The sequence below is a fragment of the Microbacterium sp. CGR1 genome (genome assembly GCF_051062835.1).
In the GTDB taxonomy this organism is placed as follows: Bacteria; Actinomycetota; Actinomycetes; order Actinomycetales; family Microbacteriaceae; genus Microbacterium.
The window spans coordinates 1-21,127 of record NZ_JAOTPG010000001.1 but is presented as its reverse complement, the minus strand read 5'-3'; the positions used below and the strand labels follow the sequence as shown (position 1 = coordinate 21,127).

The 21,127-nt window shown below is 69.2% G+C and carries 22 protein-coding genes and 1 tRNA gene; 7 read left to right on the top strand and 16 right to left on the bottom strand.

Annotated elements, in window-relative coordinates; genetic code table 11:
• The first annotated feature begins 45 nt into the window (after positions 1 to 45).
• Positions 46 to 432, top strand: coding sequence for a DUF4307 domain-containing protein (locus OD997_RS00115; RefSeq protein ID WP_434329820.1), 387 nt, complete (start codon positions 46 to 48; stop codon positions 430 to 432).
• Positions 433 to 528: 96 nt separating this feature from the next.
• Positions 529 to 1,020 (top strand): transcription elongation factor GreA, encoded by a 492-nt coding sequence (gene greA / locus OD997_RS00110; protein ID WP_056308754.1) that lies wholly within the window; start codon positions 529 to 531, stop codon positions 1,018 to 1,020.
• Between the two features lie 80 nt (positions 1,021 to 1,100).
• Here greA and ilvA read toward each other — a convergent pair whose 3' ends face one another.
• Together ilvA and OD997_RS00100 are read right to left on the bottom strand one after the other, a co-directional pair.
• Positions 1,101 to 2,330 (bottom strand): threonine ammonia-lyase, encoded by a 1,230-nt coding sequence (gene ilvA, locus OD997_RS00105; protein ID WP_434329819.1) that lies wholly within the window; start codon positions 2,328 to 2,330, stop codon positions 1,101 to 1,103.
• A complete protein-coding gene (locus OD997_RS00100; RefSeq protein ID WP_434329818.1) occupies positions 2,327 to 3,523 on the bottom strand; it encodes an AI-2E family transporter in 1,197 nt (398 codons plus the stop codon). The genes ilvA and OD997_RS00100 overlap by 4 nt, the downstream gene beginning before the upstream one ends.
• A 78-nt stretch (positions 3,524 to 3,601) precedes the next feature.
• Here OD997_RS00100 and OD997_RS00095 point away from each other — a divergent pair, with 78 nt between their 5' ends.
• Together OD997_RS00095 and OD997_RS00090 are read left to right on the top strand one after the other, a co-directional pair.
• Complete coding sequence (locus OD997_RS00095) at positions 3,602 to 4,864, top strand: winged helix-turn-helix domain-containing protein (protein WP_434329817.1); 1,263 nt, start codon at positions 3,602 to 3,604, stop codon at positions 4,862 to 4,864.
• Entirely contained in the window at positions 4,861 to 5,340 is a 480-nt protein-coding gene (locus OD997_RS00090) for a hypothetical protein (protein WP_434329816.1), read from the top strand. Before OD997_RS00095 ends, OD997_RS00090 begins: the two co-directional genes overlap by 4 nt.
• 73 nt (positions 5,341 to 5,413) lie before the next feature.
• Here OD997_RS00090 and OD997_RS00085 read toward each other — a convergent pair whose 3' ends face one another.
• The 3 genes from OD997_RS00085 to OD997_RS00075 all read right to left on the bottom strand — a co-directional run bounded on the left by OD997_RS00085 (position 5,414) and on the right by OD997_RS00075 (position 8,630).
• Positions 5,414 to 5,980 carry a LemA family protein gene (locus tag OD997_RS00085; protein ID WP_042542063.1) on the bottom strand — a complete coding sequence of 189 codons (567 nt, stop codon included), beginning with the start codon at positions 5,978 to 5,980 and terminating at the stop codon, positions 5,414 to 5,416.
• A gap of 92 nt (positions 5,981 to 6,072) precedes the next feature.
• Positions 6,073 to 7,386, bottom strand: coding sequence for a D-arabinono-1,4-lactone oxidase (locus OD997_RS00080; RefSeq protein ID WP_434329815.1), 1,314 nt, complete (start codon positions 7,384 to 7,386; stop codon positions 6,073 to 6,075).
• Positions 7,383 to 8,630, bottom strand: a complete 1,248-nt coding sequence (locus tag OD997_RS00075) for an amino acid deaminase/aldolase (RefSeq protein ID WP_434329814.1) — start codon at positions 8,628 to 8,630, stop codon at positions 7,383 to 7,385. Before OD997_RS00075 ends, OD997_RS00080 begins: the two co-directional genes overlap by 4 nt.
• Positions 8,631 to 9,127: 497 nt before the next feature.
• Here OD997_RS00075 and OD997_RS00070 point away from each other — a divergent pair.
• Positions 9,128 to 9,200: transfer RNA gene (locus OD997_RS00070), tRNA-Leu, on the top strand.
• Positions 9,201 to 9,212: 12 nt separating this feature from the next.
• Here the strand turns inward: OD997_RS00070 and OD997_RS00065 are convergent.
• The 11 genes from OD997_RS00065 to OD997_RS00015 form a co-directional block, all read right to left on the bottom strand.
• Complete coding sequence (locus OD997_RS00065) at positions 9,213 to 9,896, bottom strand: DedA family protein (protein ID WP_434329813.1); 684 nt, start codon at positions 9,894 to 9,896, stop codon at positions 9,213 to 9,215.
• Between the two features lie 17 nt (positions 9,897 to 9,913).
• Positions 9,914 to 10,741 (bottom strand): cation-transporting ATPase, encoded by an 828-nt coding sequence (locus OD997_RS00060; RefSeq protein ID WP_434329812.1) that lies wholly within the window; start codon positions 10,739 to 10,741, stop codon positions 9,914 to 9,916.
• Between the two features lie 290 nt (positions 10,742 to 11,031).
• Positions 11,032 to 12,519 (bottom strand): NAD(P)/FAD-dependent oxidoreductase, encoded by a 1,488-nt coding sequence (locus OD997_RS00055; protein ID WP_434329811.1) that lies wholly within the window; start codon positions 12,517 to 12,519, stop codon positions 11,032 to 11,034.
• Positions 12,520 to 12,558: 39 nt separating this feature from the next.
• Positions 12,559 to 13,851 carry a S8 family serine peptidase gene (locus OD997_RS00050; RefSeq protein ID WP_434329810.1) on the bottom strand — a complete coding sequence of 431 codons (1,293 nt, stop codon included), beginning with the start codon at positions 13,849 to 13,851 and terminating at the stop codon, positions 12,559 to 12,561.
• Positions 13,848 to 14,390, bottom strand: coding sequence for a DUF501 domain-containing protein (locus OD997_RS00045; RefSeq protein ID WP_434329809.1), 543 nt, complete (start codon positions 14,388 to 14,390; stop codon positions 13,848 to 13,850). The genes OD997_RS00050 and OD997_RS00045 overlap by 4 nt, the downstream gene beginning before the upstream one ends.
• 65 nt (positions 14,391 to 14,455) lie before the next feature.
• Complete coding sequence (locus tag OD997_RS00040) at positions 14,456 to 15,019, bottom strand: FtsB family cell division protein (RefSeq protein ID WP_434329808.1); 564 nt, start codon at positions 15,017 to 15,019, stop codon at positions 14,456 to 14,458.
• Between the two features lie 55 nt (positions 15,020 to 15,074).
• Positions 15,075 to 16,355, bottom strand: a complete 1,281-nt coding sequence (eno, locus tag OD997_RS00035; protein WP_056308775.1) for a phosphopyruvate hydratase — start codon at positions 16,353 to 16,355, stop codon at positions 15,075 to 15,077.
• A 99-nt stretch (positions 16,356 to 16,454) separates the two neighbouring features.
• On the bottom strand, positions 16,455 to 17,114 hold the full coding sequence (locus OD997_RS00030) for an O-methyltransferase (RefSeq protein WP_434329807.1): 660 nt from the start codon (positions 17,112 to 17,114) through the stop codon (positions 16,455 to 16,457).
• A gap of 31 nt (positions 17,115 to 17,145) precedes the next feature.
• A complete protein-coding gene (locus OD997_RS00025; RefSeq protein WP_434329806.1) occupies positions 17,146 to 18,096 on the bottom strand; it encodes a lysostaphin resistance A-like protein in 951 nt (316 codons plus the stop codon).
• A 46-nt stretch (positions 18,097 to 18,142) separates the two neighbouring features.
• Positions 18,143 to 19,162, bottom strand: a complete 1,020-nt coding sequence (locus OD997_RS00020) for a DUF1648 domain-containing protein (RefSeq protein WP_434329805.1) — start codon at positions 19,160 to 19,162, stop codon at positions 18,143 to 18,145.
• Entirely contained in the window at positions 19,159 to 19,509 is a 351-nt protein-coding gene (locus tag OD997_RS00015) for a GntR family transcriptional regulator (RefSeq protein WP_434329804.1), read from the bottom strand. Before OD997_RS00015 ends, OD997_RS00020 begins: the two co-directional genes overlap by 4 nt.
• 98 nt (positions 19,510 to 19,607) lie before the next feature.
• On the opposite strand from OD997_RS00015, the gene OD997_RS00010 reads away from it, so the two are divergent.
• Together OD997_RS00010 and OD997_RS00005 are read left to right on the top strand one after the other, a co-directional pair.
• Positions 19,608 to 20,078, top strand: coding sequence for a PaaI family thioesterase (locus OD997_RS00010; protein ID WP_434329803.1), 471 nt, complete (start codon positions 19,608 to 19,610; stop codon positions 20,076 to 20,078).
• A gap of 50 nt (positions 20,079 to 20,128) precedes the next feature.
• Positions 20,129 to 21,127 (top strand): APC family permease (locus OD997_RS00005; RefSeq protein ID WP_434329802.1); only part of this gene is annotated, 999 nt, incomplete at its 3' end.

Sequence of the window (21,127 nt, the reverse complement as noted above, 5' to 3'; positions counted from 1 at the left end):
CGCATAACCTGGAGTTACCAGCCTAACGACCGGAAGCGCCACCCCGTGACAACCGCAGAACAGCTCGACGACCGATACGGCCGCACCCGCAGGCGACGAGGCCCGTGGATCGTGGTCATCGCGATCGCCGTCCTGCTCGTCGGGGCCTTCGGGTGGATGACCGTGACCACGCAGATGAATGCGGTGGACTCCGACGATCTCGGTTTCGATCTGGTCGACGAGCACACCGTCACCGTGCGATTCCAGATCACGGGTGTGCAGGGCAAGGACGTGGCCTGCGTGGTCGAAGCGCTCGACGAGGAGTTCGGCGTCGTGGGGTGGAAGGTCGTCGAGATCCCCGCGGGCGACGCCCATTCCCAGGCCCTCTCAGCCACCGTTCCCACCGTGTCCGCGGCGACGACAGGTTTGGTGAACAGCTGCTGGGTCGCTTAGACTCGTCGCAGCAAGACGACGCCCTGGCAACCTGCCGGGGCGTCTTGGCATATCCCCCGCGGATCGTCGGCGGGTACCTACCGAAGGAGCTTCGTCATGTCTACTGACGCTCAGGTTCCCTTCCTCACGCAGGAAGCATACGACCGGCTCGTCTCCGAGCTGGAACACCTGTCCACGACGGGACGTGACGAGATCGCCAAGCGCATCGAAGCGGCCCGAGAAGAGGGTGACCTCAAGGAGAACGGCGGCTACCACGCGGCCAAGGACGAGCAGGGCAAGCAGGAGGCGCGTATCCGCACCCTCGAGAACCTTCTCAAGACCGCCAAGGTCGGCGAGGCTCCTGCCAGCCGCGGCATCGTCGAGCCAGGAACCGTGGTCACCGCGGTGGTCGCGGGAGGCGAGGAGGTCTTCCTCCTCGGCAGCCGGGAGATCGCGGCCGGCGGCAGCGACCTCGACGTGTACAGCGAGGCCAGCCCGCTCGGGCAGGCGATCCTCGGTCTCAAGGTCGGCGAGAAGTCGTCGTACGAGGCTCCGAACGGTCGCTCCATCGCCGTCGAGATCGTCAACGTCGAGACCTACACCGGCTGACATCGCAGCCCGGGCGATCGTGCCCGTCACACGAAGAGGCCCCGTCCGCTCGGACGGGGCCTCTTCGTATGATCCGGTGCTCAGTCCGGGACGATCATCGGGTGGAAGCCCGCCCGACGCAGCGTGTCGAGCGTGTGCTCGGAGTGCTCGGCACCGCGCGTCTCGACACTGAGTTCGAGGAACACCTCGCTGATCTGCAGTCCGTGGCCGTGTCTCGTGTGCATCGCTTCGATCACGTTGGCTCCAGCCTCGGCGATCAGCTCGGACACACGCGCGAGCTGGCCCGGACGGTCGGGAAGCGGGATGCGGATCGTCAGGTACCTGCCCGACGCCGCGAGGCCGTGCGAGACCACGCGCTGCAGAAGCAGCGGATCGATGTTGCCTCCCGACAGCACGGCCATCGTCGTGCCCGTCGCCGATACCTTGCCTGCGAGGATGGCGGCGACTCCCGCGGCGCCTGCAGGCTCGACGACGACTTTGGCCTGCTCGAGCAGGATCAGGATCGCCCGAGCGAGATCGTCGTCGGAGACCGTGACGACCTCGTCGACGAGATCCTTGATGATGTCGAACGGGATCGCTCCCGGGCGAGCCACGAGGATGCCGTCCGCGATGGTCGGCTTGGTCTCGATGTCGACCGGATGCCCCGCATCGAGCGACGGCGGAATCGCCGCCGCGTTCTCGGCCTGCACCCCGATGATGCGAACCGCGCGTCCGAGCTGAGCGGCCCGGGCTTTGACCGCCGCTGCGACCCCCGCGATCAGGCCGCCGCCGCCGATCCCGAGCACGATCGTGTCGACCTCGGGCGCATCGTCGAGCAGCTCGAGTCCGAGGGTTCCCTGCCCCACGACGACGTCGCGGTGGTCGAACGGGTGGATGAGCATCGCCCCTGTGCGCTCGGAGAACTCCGAGGCGAGGCGGAGCGAGGTCGCCACGGTCTCACCTTCGAGCACGACCTCGGCACCATACCCCCGAGTGGCGAGCAGCTTCGGCACCGGCACCCCGATGGGCATGAAGATCGTGGCGGGGATGCCGAGGGCCTGGGCCGCCAGTGCGACGCCCTGGGCATGGTTGCCGGCCGACGCCGCGACGACGCCATGCGACCGCTCTTCGGCGCTCAGGCGGGACAGACGGTAGGCGGCGCCGCGGATCTTGAACGAACCGGTGCGCTGCAGGTTCTCCATCTTGAGCAGGACGGGCGCGCCGAGAATGTCGGACAGCGCTCGGGACGGAAGCGTCGGTGTGTGCGTGATCACCTCAGCCAGACTCTGAGCAGCGCTCTCGAACTCGGTCAGGCTGGGGACTGCGCTCATCGATTCCTCCGTCTCCGCTCGCGCGGAACTGTACTCCAGATAAGGTCTGCGTCGGGTTGGTCGCCGGTACGCCACGAGCCGGTGCTGACGGTGACGGCGGCGACGTTGACGAACGCCGCGAGCGGCACCGCGAACAGCGCGCCGGGGATGCCGCCGACCATCGATCCGCCGGCCACGACCAGCACGACCGCGAGCGGATGCACCTTCACGGCCGAGCCCATCAGGATCGGCTGCAGGATGTGGCCCTCGAGCTGCTGCACTCCGAGCACCACGGCCAGCATCGCGAGTGCGATCCAGGGGCCGTTGTAGACGAGCGCGAGAAGCACCGCGATCGCGCCGGTCACGACGGCACCCACGATCGGGATGAACGATCCGAGGAAGACGAGCACCGCGACGGGGATCGCGAGAGGGACGCCGAGCAGCGCCGCACCCACTCCGATGCCGACCGCGTCGATCGCCGCGACGAGGAGCTGCGTGCGTGCGTAGTTGACGATCGTCGCGAACCCGTTGCTCGCGGCGGCGTCGGCGGCCGGGCGTGCGGCGCGGGGGAAGAGGCGCAGCGTCCACCCCCAGATGCCGCGGCCGTCGGCGAGCAGGCAGATGAGGATGAAGAGCGAGAGCACGGCGCCGGTCACGACGTGCGCGGCCGTGGTGCCGACCGCGAGGGCGCCGTTGAGCAGTGCCTGCGTCTGCTCGTTGATGATCTGGAGACCCTGATCGATGTATCCCTGGATCTGCGATTCGCTCAGGTGCAGCGGGCCGTCGAGGAGGAACGTGCGGAACTCGTCGACGGCTTGGGAGCTGCGCTCCTGCACATCGGGGAGCTGCGCCCGGATCTGCCAGATCACAAGCCACAGCAGCAGCGACACGATCGCCAGCGTGCCGATGATCGAGAGCGCGACGGCGAGCCACCGCGGGAAGCGGTGTCGCAGCATCCACTGGAACCCTGGCCAGAGCAGCGCGGTGATCAGAATGCCGACCATGAGCGGGATGACGAGGAGCTTGAGCTCGATCACGAGCCAGATGAAGCCGGCCACGACGGCCGCGATCAGCAGCAGACGCCACGCGTATGCCGCCGTGACACGCAGCCCGACGGGCACCGTCGCATCGACGTCGGTGGCCGGAACGCGGTCCGACGCCACCGGGCGCGGACGGAAGAGATCCCTCAGCCGCGGACGCTGCTCTTCGCTCATCGCCCAAGTCTACGGCGCTGCCGTCGGACGGCACGACGACGGGGTCACGATGTCCGACACCGGCGATACGCTGACGACGTGACCGACACTCTCAGCTCCGCCCAGGCGCGTCGAATCGCACTGGCCGCGCAGGGTTTCACCCGCGCCCGTCCGAGTTCCGTGTCCGCTCGGCACGTGCATCGCGTGATGGATCGGCTCGGCGTGCTGCAGATCGACTCGGTCAACGTGTTCGCGCGCTCGCACTACCTGCCGCTGTTCTCGCGTCTGGGTTCGTACGACCCCGCGCTGCTCGACCGGGTGTTCCACTCGCGTACGACCCACTACGTCGAGTACATGGCTCACGAGGCGACGTTCATACCGGTCGAGGACTGGCCTCTCTGGCGGTTCCGCATGGACGACTTCCGTGCGCGCTGGTCGGGGCCGGATTCCTGGATGAGCAACAACTCCCGAACTCTGCGCTGGGTGCAGGACGAACTGCGGGATCGTGGCCCGCTGCGCCCCGCCGACCTCAGAGCCGACGCTCCTCGAGAGCGTGGCACCTGGTGGGACTGGGACGACGTGAAGCTCGCCCTCGAGCACCTGTGGCGCACAGGCGACGTGGCGATCAGCGGCCGCAAGGGATTCGAGCGCAGCTATGCGCTCGCCGAGCACGTGATCCCTGACTCCGTGCTCTCGCAAGAGATCCCCCGCGACCAGGCGATCCTCGAGCTCACGCGACGCGCGGCACGTTCCTCCGGAGTCGCGACGCAGTCAGATCTCGCCGACTACCATCGCATCCGCGATCGTGCGGCGGTGTCGCAATCCATCTCCGACCTCGTCGATGCCGGGGAGCTCCTCCCGGTCGCCGTTCGCGGCTGGGACCGCGCGGGACGCCCGCTCCCCGCCTGGCGTCACCACGAGGCCGCGCTCCCGCGGAAGGTCGATGCGGCGGCGCTGCTGACGCCTTTCGACCCTGTCGTGTGGTTCCGCGACCGAGCGCTGCGCGCATTCGAGCTCGACTACCGCATCGAGATCTACGTCCCCGCCGAGAAGCGGCGCTACGGCTACTACTCGCTGCCGGTGCTCGTCGGCGACCGCATCGTCGCCAGGGTCGACCTGAAGTCCGATCGGGCGAGTTCGACCCTGCAGGTGCAGTCCGCCTGGTGGGAGCCGCAGGCCAGGCCCGTCGAAGACGTGGAGCGTATCGCGGCCGAGGTGGCACTCGCGGCGTCGTGGCAGGGGCTGGCCCACATCTCCGTCTCGGGGTGGGGCACCGCCGCCGAGAGCCTGCACGACGCCCTCTCCGGCCATTCGGGGGCCTCCGTCCGACGCCACGTGCACGCCAGAGAAGCCACGCCGTGACACGTCGCCTCGCGTGGTCGATCGGCGCAGGGGTCGCCGCCCTCGTCATCGCCGGGACGGCGGTGTGGGTGTGGCAGTCGTCGAGCATTCAGCCGTCGCCCGCGGTATCCCCCACCGCGACCGTCGCACCCGTCGCCGACGCACAGTCGCTCGCGCAGCAGCAGCTCGACGAGCATCTCGAGAGCTGCACGGCGAAAGAGGTCGCAGGCGGCGCCGTCCCCGAAAGGTGCGGCATCCGGGTCCCCTGGGGTACGGAGTTCGCCGCGGTCGAGAGCGTGCGCTTCCGGATCGATCGGATGCCCGTGCTGAAGCTGACCGACGAGGGATTCTTCGCCGACGGCGGCGTTCTCGTCGCGACGGTGTCGGGCACCGGGCAGGACGGCGCCGCGAGAACCGAGACCTACCGCACCGAGTCGTGGAGCGTTCGCGGCGACGTCGCGGTCGACGGAGACCGAGTCGATCTCGACGTCTGGTGACGCACGCCGCCCCGCTCTCCCGCCCGGGCACGCCGAAGGCCCGATGCGGCGATGCGCATCGGGCCTTCGGACGTCAGAACTGCACGCGTGGCGGTTCGGAGATCGCACCGCTGTCCGCGACCTCGAAGAACTCGCGCTCGGTGAACCCGAGCCCCTTGGCGAACAGGTTGTTGGGGAAGACCTTGATCTTCGTGTTCAGCTCTCGGACGCCGCCGTTGTAGAACCGGCGGGCCGCCTGGATCTTGTCCTCGGTGTCGACGAGCGCCTGCTGCACCTGCAGGAAGTTCTGGCTCGCCTGCAGTTGCGGGTACGCCTCGGCGACTGCGAAGAGGCTCCGGAGGGCCTGCTGCAGGTGACCTTCCGCAATTCCCGCTTCTCCGGGGCTGCCGGCTGACAGCGTCTCGGCGCGCGCACGGGTGACGTTCTCGAACACCGCCTTCTCGTGCGAGGCGTAGCCCTTCACCGTCTCGATGAGGTTGGGTATCAGGTCAGCCCTGCGCTTCAGCTGCACCGTGATGCCGCTCCAGGCCTCATCGACGCGCACGTTCAGCTGCACCAGCGAGTTGTAGGTCGCCCAGAGGTAGATTCCGATGAGCAGAATCACACCGACGACGATCAGTACCGGCACGAGCCATTCCATCAGAGGCCCACCCTTCCTCGTATTTCTCTCATCCTATCGGCGCAGCCTGCGCGTCGACTGGGTGTGGCCCCGGGCTTCGCCAGGGATTCCGATCATTCACCGAGGACGCGGTCCAGATACCGGTTGGTGAACCGGCGCTCGGGATCGAGCTGATCGCGAAGCGCCGTGAAGTCACCGAATCGCGGATACCGTTCGCGCAGCTGCTCCGAGCCCAGAGTGTGCAGCTTGCCCCAGTGCGGGCGCCCGCCGTACTCGATCATGATCTGCTCGACCGCCTCGAAGTACGTCGTCGGGTCGGCTCGCCAGTACCGGTGCACGGCGATGTATCCGGTCGCTCTCCCGTAGGCGGTGGACAGCCACCGGTCGTCCGCCGCGGCGAACCGCACCTCGATCGGGAACTCGATCCGCCACCCGCGCTTCTCGATGAGCGCACGCACGGCGCGGAAGGCGGGAACCACATTCTCGGCGGGTAGCGCATACTCCATCTCGCGGAACCGCACCGTGCGGCTCTGCGTGAGCACTCGGTGGGACAGATCGGTGTATTGGCGGTCGCCCGTCAGCTTCACCGCGAGACGGCTGAACGGCGGAGTGACCGCGGGCACGACCTGCCCCGCCGCGCAGACGGCTCTGTACACACCGTTGGACAGCACGGTCTCATCGATCCACCTGCCCACCACCGGGAGAGGCTGGCGCCTCGTCGACTCCGGCACGCGGGTCTGACGCTTGGTCAGCGCGACATGGGTGTGCGGGAACCAATAGAACTCGTAGTGATCCGACGCTGCGACACGATGCGCCAGGGTCGCGAGCACGTCATCGAGCGGTGCGGGCTCATCGATCGCCTTCATCACGAACACGGGCACGCATTGGAGAGTGACGTCGACGATGATGCCGAGCGCACCGAGGCCCAGCGCCATGGCGGGCAGCATCTCGGCGTTCTGCTCCGCGTCGATGCGCAGGAACTCACCTGCCGCCGTCACCAGCGTGACGCCCACTACCTGCGTCGCGAGTCCGCCGAACCCGGCGCCGGTGCCGTGCGTTCCGGTCGAGATCGCACCGGAGATGGACTGTCGATCGATGTCGCCGAGGTTCTCCATCGCCAGCCCGAAGGGCGCGAGCAGGCCGGGGATGCGGTGCAGCCGCGTGCCAGCGAGCAGCGTGACCCGCCCGGTGGCCGCGTCGGCCGACACCAGCCCCTGAAGGTCGTCGAGCTCGAGAAGCACACCCGGAGCCACGGCGATTCCGGTGAAGCTGTGGCCTGCGCCGACCGCCTTGATCGTGAGGCCTTGGGCGACTGCCGCCTTGACGGCGCGCTGCACCCCTTCCGGCGTCCGAGGGCGCTCCACGCGGAGCGGCTTCACCTGCGCCGATCGCCCCCAGTTCTGCCAGGTGCCACCGATCCTCGTCACAGGAACGCCTTTCCTTCACCGCGGTACGTCGGCAGCTCGTCGATGATCTCGTCGCCGGAGACGAGCTGATAGCTGAGGATGCGCTCGGCGGGTTCGCCGCTCTTCGAGTGCCGGAACCAGACGCGGTCTCCGACGCCCAGCCGTGCGGCCGCGCGCCCCTGCAACGGCGTCTGCACCTCTCCCGCAGCTTCTCGCGAGAGAGTGCGCAGTCCCTGCGGCCACACCGGAAGAGGCTGACGGGAGGCCAGCGCGGGTCCCGATGCGATCCATCCGCCGCCGAGCACCGTCGCGATGTCGGCGGTCGGTCGCCGCACCACGTCGAACGCGAAGGCGGATGCCGGGGCCGGGCGGAACGAGCGGTACCCGTCGAAGAGGTGCCCGCCCAACAGCCCGCTGCCCGCGCTCGCCTCCGTCAGAGACTCGTCGCTGCCGGTGAACTCGAGCGACCCGGTGCCGCCGCCGTTGAGGAACTCGAGGTGTGCGATGTCCGTCAGCGCTCCGACGATCGCGGCTCGCCGATCGCGCAGTTCGGCGCGCGATCGCGCCTGGACGAGACGGATGACCGGAGCATCCGCCCCTGCGTTGTCTCCCTGGCCTGCGATCTGCGCCTCGTACATCTGCAGCCCGACCAGGGTGAAGCCGGGGCGTCGGACGATCGTGCGGGCGAATGCGGCGACCTCGCCGGCGGTGAACAATGCCGACCTGCGCACCCCGATATGTCCGAGAGCGGCCGAACGAAGCGAGGCGTCGGCATCGATGGCCACCCGGATGTCTGGTCGGCTTCCGGCGGGCGAGACGCTGTCGATGACGTCGAGATGCGCGGGGTCGTCGACCATCAGAGTGATGCGACGTGTGGCTTCCTCGGACGCGAAGAGCTGCGCCAGACCGGCACGGTCGACCGTCGGGTAACCGAGGACGATGTCGTTGTGGGTCTCCGCGAGCCACAGCGCCTCGGCGAGGGTGAACGCCAGGATCCCCCGGTAGCCGGGCAGTTGCAGCACCGCATCGAGCACCGAGCGCACGCGCACGGACTTCGAGGCGACGCGGATCGGCAGCCCTCCCGCGCGGACGAGCAGGTCCATGGCGTTGTGCCGCAGGGCCTCGCGGTCGATCACCGCCACGGGAGCCGGGAGATGCCCGGTGGCCGCGGAGAGGCGCGGCCAGAATCGCGACGGGTCCTGCCACTCGGGGGAGACGGCAGAGGGTCCCTTCTCAGGGCTCAGATCGGCGGTGAGGTCGAGCACTCCCCCACCCTACGGCGTGAACGAACTCGGATTCATTCTTTCTGGAATCGAGTCGCACGGCGCAGCTGCCATCGGGGCACTCCCGGAATCCCAATACTCCAGGCAGAAGCGACGTCATGAACCTTGACGATCACCGTCTTAACCTCTGGGACCGTCGTTCAGACGGGCTCACCGGCCGTGTTCGGCCGGTTGCCGGGGGGTGGCGATGCTGTCTCAGCAGCATCAAGAGAGAGACGGGCGCTGAGAGGCCCGTCTCTCTTGCGCCCGCTCGCGTGGACGTCGAATCGCGCCTCGAAGATTCCGGAGGGCATCGTCACGTTCTTGTTCGATCGAGGTCTTGCTTGATGGACCGTTCCGGAGCGGTCCGCAGTGCCGCGGCCGTCGACCCGCCTCCCCGTGGTCGCCGGTGGTCAGTTCGCGTGCTGGAGAGGCGGGCGTCCCTTGACAGGCGCCCGCCTCTGACCGCCGTGTACTCTGAGCCAGAGTCAGGGCCGACCGCCCCCGTAGCCCAATGGCAGAGGCAGGCGACTTAAAATCGCTTCAGTCTGGGTTCGAGTCCCAGCGGGGGCACCCGGTGCTCCGTCATTCGAGAGCTCCCCCGGGTCGGTCGGCGACTCGAGTCGCCCTCGCCGATCCACGCGCCTCGCGCACTCGGCGGACGATGAGGATGCCGAGGGCGATCGCGATCGCGGCGTAGACGACGTAGTCGACGTACCCGAGAACACCCTCGAGTTGCTCGTGCTGGGTGCCGAGGGCGGCGCCGACCCCGATGAGGAACGAGTTCCACAGGCCGCTCCCCACGATCGTGTACAGGCTGAACCGGACGAGGTTCATCCTGGTCGCACCGGCCGGGATCGAGATCAGGCTCCGTACCCCCGGCACCAGGCGACCGACGAGCACCGTCCACCCTCCACTGTGCAGGAACCACTGTGCTCCTCGGTCGAGGTCCGAACGACTCACGAGCTTCGTCGCCGCGAGGAATCGCACGGCTCGTTCGACCCCCACCGCCGCGCCCAGCCAATACAGCAGCAGCGCGCCGATCCACGACGCGAGGGTGCTCCAGACGATGAGCCACCCGAGATTCAGGCCTCCGCTCTGACTCAGGTATCCGGCGAACGGAAGGATCACCTCGCTCGGGATGGGCGGGATCAGCACCTCGACGAACACCAGCACGCCGACTCCGACGTCGCCGAGTGCGGTGAGGACGTCTGCGGCGAAGCCGGTGAGGCCGGAGAACCCGTGATCCGCCTGGACGGCGGCGGCCATGACAGATCCTGACGAGCTCATCGGCTGAACAGGTCGCCGATGCCGGGGATTCCGAGATCACCCAGACGCTGTCCCCACTCGCCCGCCGTGTCTCCCAGGCCAGACACCGTCTCCCCCGCCGATCCGAGAAGCCCCTCCGCCGCACCCGCGAGCTCTTCGCCGCCGAGGCCGCTCGCGATCGCCTCGACGTCGAGCCCCTGAGCGAGGGCGTCGAAGTCGACGCCGAGTCCGGCCGCCTGCTCGAGGAGGGGCCCGGCGACCACGCTCCCCACCGCGCCGACGGCGACGACGCCGAGCACTCCCACGGCCGCGCCGCCGACCATTCCCGCGGCACCGCCACCGCGGACTCGCGAGAGCAGCCCGCGCATCCGCCCGGGTCGCGCGGCCTCCGTACGTCCTGCCGCACGTGCCAGATCGTCGACAGACGATGACGCGGGACGCTCTCCGGGCGCGAGCTCCGTGTTCATGCGCTCCTGCACCTGTGCACGCTGCGCGGGCGTGAGGCGTGCGAATGCCTCACGGTGGATCTGCTCGACACTGCGGGGATCGGCCGTTTCGAGCAGATAGTCGTATCGGGCGATCGCGGCACGATCGGCATCCGAGGCCGACGCCGTCCCGGCAGCCTGTGCGGGCGGCGGCGCGTAGGCTCCCTGCACCGCCGGGCGCGCGGGAGGCGGCGAATAGGAGTCGTGCCCGTTCCGGCGGGGAGGGACAGGAGACGTGGCCGTGTGCCGGGACGGCGCCTGAGGCTGTGCCGACCGCGAGTCGCTGCGTCCATCGCGTCTGCCCTCGTCAAGATCGAGCGCGCGAGCGGCCATGCCGATGAGCTTGGTCAGTTTTCCCATGGTGTCGATTTCCTTCGTGGCGTGTGGCCGACCACGGGAATTCGACAGCGGTGCTACGAGGGTCCATGGTCGTCCGCGAATACGGACGCCAGGTCTCCTCCACCCTCACGGGCCGATGGGCCGGGACACGACATCATGTCCGTAATGACGACACCACCGCAGACGGGAGTACTCCCCTTGCCCGACCGACCCTAGCGGTCGCTCCTATGAGCCCGGTGCGAGAACCCCTCCGGCGGGGAGAACGACGAACGCCCCGACTCCGGAGGAATCGGGGCGTTCGCGGAGAGACGTTACTTGGCTGCAGCCGTCTCGGCGGCCTTCTCGGCAGCGGGCTTCTTCGCTGCGGGCTTCTTGGCGGCGGGCTTCTTGGCTTCGGTCTTCTGGCCGGCCGGCTTCTCGCCTGCCGCCTTGTCGGCGGCGGCGGCCTGAGCGGCCGGGGCCGTGGTCGCGGGAGCCGCCGGACGCGGGCGTGCGGCGAACTCCTCGAACACGTAGCGCGGGTTCTGCACCGTCTCGAGGTTCACCAGGTCGCGTCCCAGCCACAGGTTGTTCCACCAGCCCCAGACGACGCGGAACTTGCGCTCCCACGTCGGCATCGCGAGGCCGTGGTAGCCGCGGTGAGCGACCCAGGCGACGAAGCCCTTCAGCGCGATCTTGCCGGACTGGAAGACGCCGTTGTAGAGACCCAGGCCCGCGACGGCGCCGAGGTTCTTGTGGAAGTACTCCTTCGGGTCCTCACCGCGCAGGACCGCGACGAGGTTCTTCGCGAGGAGCTTGGCCTGACGCACGGCGTGCTGAGCGTTCGGAACGCAGAAGCCGCCGACGCCACCGCCGGAGAGATCCGGGACGGCCGAGACGTCACCGGCTGCCCAGGCGCCTTCGACGAAGGCCTCGGGGGTGCCCACGCGGAGGTCGGCGCGGGTCTGGATGCGACCGCGCTCTTCGACGGGAAGGTCGCCGCCGCGGACGACGGTCGGGTTCGCCATGACACCGGCGGTCCAGACGATGAGGTCGGTCGGGATGACCTCGCCCGTCGAGAGCTCGACGTTACCGTCGACCGCGCTGGTGAGCTGGGTGTCGAGATGCACGTTGGCGCCTCGCTTCGCCAGGTCCTTGAGGACCCACTCGCTCGTCGGCAGCGACACCTCGGGCATGATGCGGCCCATCGCCTCGATGAGGTGGAAGTGCGTGTCTTCGAAGCTGATCTGCGGGTACTTGCCCACGAGGGAGGACGCGAGCGAACGGAGCTCTGCGAAGACCTCGATGCCGGCGAAGCCGCCACCGACGACGACGACCGAGAGCAGACGGTCGCGCGCGGGGCCGGCGGGCAGCGAGGCCGCCTTGTCGAAGTTCGACATCAGGCGATCGCGGATGGCGACAGCCTCTTCGATGGTCTTCAGACCGATCGCGTTGTCGGCGATGCCGGGGATCGGGAAGGTGCGGGAGACCGCGCCCGCGGTCACCACGATCTGGTCGTACGAGAACTCGTACGGCTCTCCCACCGGAGGGGTGATCGTCGCGACCTTCTCCGCGTGGTTGATGCCCGTCACCTTGGCGGTGAGCACGTGGGTGCGCTTGAGGTGACGACGGTGGGCGACCACCGAGTGGCGGGCTTCGATCGAGCCGGCGGCCACCTCGGGGAGGAACGGCTGGTACGTCATGTACGGCAGCGGGTCGACCATGGTGACGTCTGCTTCACCCTTGCGAAGGTGCTTCTCCAGCTTCCACGCCGTGTAGAAGCCTGCGTAGCCTCCACCGACGATCAGAATCTTGGGCACAGTGCTGTTCTGAGGCACAGGGGAACAACTCCTCGGGAGTCAGGGATTTGGCGTGCGAGCGCGCGCCGATCGGATGCGCCGGGCAGCTGCGGTGACGCCAAGCGCTACCAGGATACCAGGGACTGTGAGCGCGATGAGCGGCAGGGTACCGTAGCGCAGTGAATCAGCGCTGGGAAGCAACGGTGAACCGGGATCCGTCGGCGCGTCGGCTGCCGGAAGCGGAGGCACCTCGACCGGTGCGACCGTGGGCTCGGGCTCAGGAACGGTCTCTGCCCTCCGGTACAGCCGCACCCACTCGGCGAGGTCGCCCATCGGATTCTCGTCGACTTTCGCGACGTCCGCGCTGACCGCGGCGTCGGCATCGACCAGCCCGTAGCCGTAGAGCGGGTCGGGCAGCTTCGCCGCACCCGGCACCGGGATGGCCGTCTTGATGATGCGGTTGATGACGTTGGCGGCATCCAGATCCGGATGCGCGGAGCGGATGAGTGCGGCGACGCCCGCGACGATCGGGGCCGCGCCGCTGGTTCCGCTCCAGGACACGAGCGTGCCATCGGCGGACACACCGCGCAGGCCCTCGCTCGGGGCCGCGATGCCGATCGTGATGCCCTGCGTGGACGCCTCGATGCTCGCTGTCCCCGTCTGGTCGACGCCGCCCACCGTGAGCACTCCGGGGATCGTCGCGGGGGCGCCGATGATGTTCGTCCCACTGCCCCGGTTGCCGGCGGCCACGACCACCACCACGTCATGGTCGAACGCGTAGAGGAACGCATCGTCCCAGCTGCGGTCCCAGTCGAGCGTATTGGTCGTGAACGAGAGGTTGATGATGTCGGCACCGTGATCGACGGCCCAGCGCATCGCTTTGGCCACCTGCTCGGTGAACGGCACCGCGGCGGCAGCGCCGAAGCCCACGGAGATCGAGAGGAGGTCGGCTTCGGGAGCGACCCCGATCATGCCCTTGCCGTCGGCTGCACCGCGGCCGGCGGCGAGAGAGGCCACCCAGGAGCCGTGGTTGCCGTCGATGGCGCCGACAGGGGTGCGCCCATCGGGAGACCCGGTGCCGGATACATCGGTGCCTCCGGTGACCGCCTCATCGAAGATCCCGGGGACTTTGCCGATGCCGGTGTCGATCACCGCGATCGTGACACCGTCGCCCCGCGTCGTCTGCCAGGCGTCACGGATGCCGGCGCCGTCGAGCCAGTACTCCGACGCGCGCACGGGATCTGCGGGGTCGTCGGGCACGGGAGGCGGAGTGGCCGCCGCCCCGAGGAGCAGGACGGATGCCACGACGGCCGCCAGAGCGACGCCGTTGCGCAGCACCCGATGCGGCCTCATGCCGACGATGCCTCGGCGTCGCGCACGGCAGCGCCCGGATCATCGCACCGGCACTTCTCGGGAGACCAGCTCGACCGCTCGAGCGCCAGGTCGCCGATCGGATTCACGCCGCGTCCTGCGGCGAGTGCGTGGCCGGCGAGAGCGTGGAGGCACTTGACGCGCGTGGGCATGCCACCGGCGGAGATCCCGTCGATCTCGCTCACCTCGCCGAACTGCGCGCGGTCGCTCAGGTATGCCTGATGCGCGGCGAGGTACGCCGTCGCGACGTCCTCGTCGTCGGCGAGCAGCGCGGCGAGCTCGGGCATGACCTGCGTCGCCTCGAGCGTCGACATCGCGGCGGTCGCGGCCGGGTGCGTCAGGTAGTAGAACGTGGGGAAGGGCGTGCCGTCGGGAAGCCGCGGCGTGGTGGCGACGACCGTCGGGTTCCCGCACACGCAGCGCGCAGCGATGCCGACGACGCCCCGCGCCTGCCGACCCAACTGGGCCGACACCACGGCGAGCTCGGCGGTCGTGGGGGCGGCGAAGGGAGGCGTGGTCACTCCTCCAGCGTACGGGAGACGCCGGGGAGGATGCTCGGAGGCCGCGGCGCCGCCTGCGACTCTGCTCAGCGGCTGACCGCGGCCGTGTCGCTCAGTCCGGCGGCGGTCAGGGTGCGCAGCAATTGGGACATCCAGTCCGACGGTGTCTCTTCGAGAGTGTCGCTGACCGGGCCCTGCTCCTGCGGGAGCGCTGCGGGGTCGAGGTCGTTGTCGATCAGGTAGACGACTTCGCCCGGCTTGACGTAGTAGAGGCGCTCGCGCGCCTGGGTGGTGATATAGGCCGGGTCGTTCCAGCGCTCGCGCTCTTTCTCGAGTGCGGTGATCTCGTCTTCGGAGACCTGGATCGACTGCTCGAGAGCGGCGATCTTCTGACGCTGATCGATGAAGGTGCCGAGCGTGGGGACGAGCACCCACGCGCCCAGGACGACGAGCGACAGCATGATGACGGAGAAGGCGGACAGCCGGATGCCGGACGCCCATTCGCGCACATCGACGCGTCGTTCCTGGCCTCCCCTGCTCGCCGCGCCACGCGGCGGTCGGGCGTTTCCTGTGCGCGAGGCGGACTTCGAAGCCGCAGCCGGGCGGGAGGAGCCCGGAGACGCCGAAGGAGGAGCCGGTCGTCGTGCCACGGCTCCTCCTCCGTACGTGCGCCGTTCAGGCGGCGTGTGTCTGTCTCAGCTGCATTCAGCCCTGGTAGCGCGGGAACGCCGAGCGGCCGGCGAAGACCGCCGCGTCGCCGAGTTCCTCTTCGATGCGCAGAAGCTGATTGTACTTCGCGACCCGCTCGCTGCGAGCAGGCGCACCCGCCTTGATCTGACCCGCGTTCGTGGCGACGACGAGGTCGGCGATCGTGGTGTCCTCGGTCTCACCCGAGCGGTGCGAGAGCATCGCCGTGTAGCCCGAGCGCTGCGCGAGGCTGACCGCATCGAACGTCTCGGTGAGCGTTCCGATCTGGTTGACCTTGACGAGCAGCGAGTTGGCCACGCCGCGCTTGATGCCGTCCGCGAGACGCGTCGGGTTGGTGACGAACAGGTCGTCTCCGACGAGCTGGACCTTCGAGCCGAGAGCGTCCGTGAGGAGCTTCCAGTTGTCCCAGTCGTCCTCGGCGAGTGCGTCCTCGATCGTGACGATCGGGAAGTCCTTGACGAGACCCTCGTAGTACTCGATCAGCTCGGGGCCGGTCCAGTCCTTGTTGTCGAGGCGGTAGACGCCGTCCTTGAAGAACTCGGTGGCAGCGACGTCGAGGCCGAGCGCGATGTCGGTGCCCGGAGTGAAGCCGGCCTTCTCGATCGCCTTGACGAGGAAGTCGAGGCCCTCGCGGTTGCTGGGCAGGTCGGGGGCGAAGCCGCCCTCGTCGCCGAGGCCGGTCGCGTAGCCGGCGGCCTTCAGCTCGCCGCGCAGCACGTGGTAGGTCTCGACGCCCCAGCGGAGCGCCTCGGAGTAGGTCTCGGCACCGATCGGCGCGAGGAAGAACTCCTGCATGTCGATGCCGTTGTCGGCGTGCTCGCCGCCGTTGATGACGTTGAACAGCGGAACGGGCAGAACGTGCGCGTTCGGTCCGCCCAGGTAGCGGAACAGCGGCAGGTCGGCCGAGTCGGCCGCGGCCTTCGCGACGGCCAGGCTGACGCCGAGGATCGCGTTGGCGCCGGTGCGCTGCTTGTTCTCGGTGCCGTCGGTCTCGATGAGGATCTCGTCGACGATGCGCTGCTCGCTCGCCTCGACGCCCTCGAGCGCCGGGCCGAGCTCGTCGATGATCGCGTCGACGGCCTTGAGCACGCCCTTGCCGCCGTAACGGCTCTTGTCGCCGTCACGCAGCTCGTATGCCTCGAATGCGCCGGTGGACGCGCCGGAGGGGACGGCGGCGCGCTGGACGACACCGTCGTCGAGGAGCACCTCCACCTCGACGGTCGGGTTTCCGCGCGAGTCGAGAATCTCGCGTGCGCCTACAGCCTCGATCAGTGCCACTGATGTGCTCCTTGCTCAGAGAAAAGGTGTGTGGAGCGTCGTCGATCCGCGCCCAGTCTAGCCCGCCCGAGCGCGAGCCCCGGGGTCGCCCCCGAGTGTTCACACCACGACGGCGAGCGCGACGCCGTCCCAGCCCTTGACCCCCACCGTCTGCAGTGCCGTGGCGTCGAAGCGGGGGTCATCCCCCAGCATCCGCAGCGCGTCCCTGGTGCCGATCACTTTCGTGTCGGTGGAGTCCTCGCGGACGATCTCGCCGTCACGACCGATGTTGTCGAGGATGACGACGGTGCCGGGGCGGCCCAGCTTCGCCGCCCAGTCGAGGTAGATCGTGTTCGACTCCTTGTCGGCGTCGATGAAGACCAGATCGAAGCCGCCGACGAGCGTCGGGAGAACGTCGGCACCCCGTCCGATCCTGATGTCGACGCGGTCGCCGACTCCGGCCGCGTCGATGCTCGCCCGCGCCACGGCGGCGTTGTCGGCCTCGGCTTCGACCGTCACGACACGACCTTCCGGGCCCACCGCACGTGCCAGCCAGATCGTCGAGTATCCCCCGAGCGTGCCGATCTCGAGCACGCGGCGAGCGCCGGCGATGCGCGCGAGGAGGTGGAGGAACTTGCCTCCGACGGGTGCCACCTCGATCTCCGGCAGGCCGGCATCGCGCTGAGCGGTCAGAGCGGCCTCGAGCCCTGGATCGTGGCCGACCAACAGGTCTGCGAGGTAGGCGTCGGCATTCGACCAGGCGGCGGGGGTGGATTCCATGACCTCAGCAAACCGCGCGGCATCCGGAGCGTCAAGAGGTGGCGGAGCGGCCGCCGTCACGGGGCGCGGACAGCAGCCGAGCGGGTGCACCCGCGAGCTCGGGCTGCTCCCGGAACTGTCCGGTGAGGACGAGGACTGCAATCACGACGGTTGCCACGATCCACCCGGCGACACCCAGGGGACCTGCGAGTGCGAGGTCGGGCTGCGCTGCGGCGACGAGGATCACGAGTCCCGCCGCGGCGTTCAGGGCTCCGTGGGCCAGCACGGCGGGCCAGACCGATGCGGAGCGCAGACGCAGCCATCCCAGCAGGATGCCCCAGGCGACGCAGCCGCCGATCATGAAGAGCACCCCGGTGATGTCCGTGCGTCCGAAGTTGTAGCCGAGCAGGATCACCGGGCTGTGCCAGAGCCCCCAGATGGCTCCGCTGATGAGCAGCGTCGGCCAGGTTCCGAGCGGCCGCAGCGCGGGCACGAGCCACCCGCGCCAGCCGAGTTCTTCGCCGAACGCCACCACGCTGTTGATGAGCGCTCCGAGGGGGATCATCGCGATCTGCGCGAACACGAGCAGTTCGATCGGCGGCATCGGGGTGCCCTCGGGGACGAGACCGGCGATCTCGGCGGCGTATTGCGCGAAGGTCGGATCGAGCCGGATGAACCCGAGAGCCGCCGCGACGAGGACCGAGACTCCCACCAGCAGCGGAGGTGCGAGCCAGCCGACGACCATGAGCCAGACCACGCGTTTGGCCGGCCGCAGCGGCCACAGCCCGAGGAAGCGCACGCGTTCGCCCGGAGCGGGGATGCGCATCGTGAACGTGATCACCAGCGCGGCGATCGCGGGCGTGAGCATCATCACGGGCAGCAGTAGACCGGCGCTCGGCTCGGCGAGGCCGTCGCCCAGCCACAGCGGCAGGCAGACGAGCCAGGCGAGCCCGCACGCGAGCACGGTGAAGGCGATGACGGCGGCGACGCGGATGCGGGTCATGATGATCTCCTCGTTCGAATGCTGTGAGTGCGCGGTCGGCGAAAGGTCAGCGCCGGGCTGCCGCCGCGAGGACGGATGCTGCGGTGGCGGCGTCATCGACGGTGACGACGAACACCCGGCCGCTCGTGCGGGTGACTTCGAGCGCGTCTCCCTTGCGCAGCACGATTCCGCGCCGTCCGTCCATCCCGAACCGATACCCCCAGCCGCCGAACTCGGCGAAGGGGTCGACCTGGACAGCACGAGTGCTCGCGACCTCTGTGGCCGGGATATCGACCCGCGGCCAGCCGGCGACCGATCGCACCCGCAGCCCCGCGGCGCTCGCGCGGACGCGGAAGGTGAGGCTCGTCACGACGAGCGCGAGAAGCACCACTGCGACCGCGGCGGTGATCCAGCCCGCGGCGATGCCCTGAGCGAGCAGGAGCACGCTCATCGCGACCACGATGAAGACGCCGATGCCGAGCACGACCTGACCGCCCCTCGCGACCGTCACGGTCTTCATCCACACCGCGCGTTCGTGATCGGCCAATGGCAGCGGGGCCGCAGCGTCGCCCGTCGAGTCGGATGAGACCGGCACGGACGGCTGCAGGAACCAGCCTGCGATGCCGAGACCCGCCATCGCCAGGAGGAGGACCGGAACCCACGGGGTGATGTCAGCCGCATCCGCGGCGTCGGCGAGACCGCGCTGAGCGGCGGTGGAGGCGATGGCGAGCATCGACATCATGCCTGCGGTGCCGAGGCTCGCGGCTCCCAGCAGCCGCGCGGTCGCCGACCACTGCGGCTGCGGGATCGGTGCGGCAGCACCCCGCTGCGGGAGCCGGTGGGAGAACAGCGAGATCGCCGCGAACAGCACCACGGTGCCTCCGCCGAGACCGATCAGCAGAACGAGAGGTGTCCACCGAGGGCCGAAGCCGTCGGCGCCGTCGAGACCCCAGTGGATCGCGGCGGGGTCGGGCACATCGGGGAGCCAGGCGAGCACGACGATACTCGCGAGCGCGATCAACGCCAGCGGGAGGATCACCCCCACCCACCAGAAGGCGGTGCGGGCTCTGCGGATCTCGGGGGTCATGCGTCGGTCTCCTTGATGAGGGCGGCCAGGGTCGTGGGAGAGACGCCGAGGGAGGCGGCGCGGGCGACGAGCGCGGTGATGTCGTGCGAGAGCTCGGCGAGAGGCGCGGCGGAGGCTGCGACCACCGCTCCCCTGCCACGGCGCAGGTCGATCAGTCCCTCGTCTCTGAGCTGCTGGTAGGCACGGAGGACCGTGTGCAGGTTGATCTCGAGGGCGTCCGCGAGCTCACGCGCGGCCGGCAGCCGATCGCCGGGTCCGAGCCGCCCTGTCAGGATGTCGGCACGGACGGACGTCGCGACCTGATCGAAGAGCGGCCGAGCACTGTCGGCATCGATTCGAATCAGCATCGCGTCCTCCATTTCTACTAGTTATAGGAGAACTATAACAACTGTCGGAACCCTCCAGCAAGCTTCGCCTCCCGGGCAACGTCGTCCACACTGACCTCATGCGCATCACTCCCCGCCGCCTCGCCATCGGCATGAGCCTGTGGGTCCCCAACCTGTTCAGCGGGATCCGCATCCGCCGCTTCAGCGAAGACTGGACCCACGCGACCGTCGAGCTGCATGTGAACGTGTTCACCCGCAACTACGTCAAGACGGCGTTCGGCGGCTCGATGTCGGCGATGACGGACCCCTACTTCTTCATGCTCGTCATGCACCAGCTCGGACGCGACTACGTGGTGTGGGACACCCGTGGCGAGATCGAGTTCCTCAAGCCCGGACGCGGCGTGCTCACCGCCGAGTTCGAGGTGAGCCGGGAGCGCGCCGCGGAGATCCGCGAGCGCGCACACGGCGGGGCGAAGGTGCTCGAGTGGTTCGAGACCATGATCACCGACCGCGACGGCGACGTGGTCGCCCGGGTGCGCCGCGAGGTCTACATCCGCGAGAAGAAGCGAGTCACCTCGGCACGAGGCTGATCCGGAAGGGGCGGCACCTGCCGTTCACCCCGGCGTGCGACGATGACGGGATGCCTCTCGCCCGCCGCCTGACGCTCGGCGACGCCACAGCCCTCGGACTCGGTTCGATGATCGGCGCCGGCGTCTTCTCGGTCTGGGCGCCGGCGGTCGGAGTCGCCGGCGCCGGCATCCTGATCGCCCTCGCGATCGCGGCGATCGTGGCCTACTGCAACGCCACCGCCTCGGCGCAGCTCGCTGCGCGGCATCCGGTCGCCGGCGGTACATACGCGTACGCCCGCGCGGAGATCGGACCGTGGTGGGGCTTCGTCGCCGGCTGGAGCTTCGTCATCGGCAAGATCGCCAGCTGCGCGGCGATGGCCATGACCTTCGCCGCCTACGCCGCACCCGACGGCTGGCAGACGCCTGTCGCGATCGCGGCGGTGGTGGCGCTGGCGACCGTCAACTGCCTCGGGGTCACGCGGACGGCTCTCGCGACCCGGATACTCGTGATCTGCTCGCTTCTCGGACTGGCCGTCGTCGTCGCGGTCGGACTCGGCGCGGCATCCGGGGCGTCCCCCGCTCCCCTCCCCGACGCGACGGCCTATGGGGTGCTCCAGGGTGCCGGGCTGCTCTTCTTCGCCTTCGCGGGGTACGCGCGGATCGCCACGATGGGCGAGGAGGTCGTCGACCCCGTCCGCACGATCCCGCGTGCGATCGCCCTCGCACTGGGAGGGGCGATGGTCGTGTATCTGGTCGTCGCGGTCACTGTCGTCGTCACCCTCGGCGGCGACGCCGCATCGAGCTCCGCGCCGCTCGCCGACGTGCTCTCGTCCACGGGATGGGGTGGACTCGCCCCGCTCGTCCGGATCACGGCCGCCGCCGCATCCCTGGGAGCGCTGCTCGCACTCCTCACCGGGATCGGCCGCACGACGCTGGCCATGGCGCGCGAGAAGGACCTGCCCTCGTTCCTCGCGAAGATCGACGACCGACGTCAGGTGCCCCGACGAGCCGAGATCCTGATCGCCGTCATCGTGGTCGCGATCGTGCTCGTCGCCGACCTGCGCGACGCG

Bases quoted from the DNA above. Each gene is read 5' to 3' on its own strand.
- OD997_RS00060 (WP_434329812.1), bottom strand. From the start codon at position 10,741: ATGGGAAAACTGACCAAGCTCATCGGCATGGCCGCTCGCGCGCTCGAT.
- OD997_RS00085 (WP_042542063.1), bottom strand. From the start codon at position 5,980: ATGGAATGGCTCGTGCCGGTACTGATCGTCGTCGGTGTGATTCTGCTC.
- OD997_RS00050 (WP_434329810.1), bottom strand. From the start codon at position 13,851: ATGAGGCCGCATCGGGTGCTGCGCAACGGCGTCGCTCTGGCGGCCGTC.
- OD997_RS00015 (WP_434329804.1), bottom strand. From the start codon at position 19,509: ATGCTGATTCGAATCGATGCCGACAGTGCTCGGCCGCTCTTCGATCAG.
- OD997_RS00030 (WP_434329807.1), bottom strand. From the start codon at position 17,114: ATGGAATCCACCCCCGCCGCCTGGTCGAATGCCGACGCCTACCTCGCA.
- OD997_RS00025 (WP_434329806.1), bottom strand. From the start codon at position 18,096: ATGACCCGCATCCGCGTCGCCGCCGTCATCGCCTTCACCGTGCTCGCG.
- OD997_RS00010 (WP_434329803.1), top strand. From the start codon at position 19,608: ATGCGCATCACTCCCCGCCGCCTCGCCATCGGCATGAGCCTGTGGGTC.
- OD997_RS00100 (WP_434329818.1), bottom strand. From the start codon at position 3,523: ATGAGCGAAGAGCAGCGTCCGCGGCTGAGGGATCTCTTCCGTCCGCGC.
- ilvA (WP_434329819.1), bottom strand. From the start codon at position 2,330: ATGAGCGCAGTCCCCAGCCTGACCGAGTTCGAGAGCGCTGCTCAGAGT.
- OD997_RS00065 (WP_434329813.1), bottom strand. From the start codon at position 9,896: ATGGCCGCCGCCGTCCAGGCGGATCACGGGTTCTCCGGCCTCACCGGC.
- OD997_RS00020 (WP_434329805.1), bottom strand. From the start codon at position 19,162: ATGACCCCCGAGATCCGCAGAGCCCGCACCGCCTTCTGGTGGGTGGGG.
- greA (WP_056308754.1), top strand. From the start codon at position 529: ATGTCTACTGACGCTCAGGTTCCCTTCCTCACGCAGGAAGCATACGAC.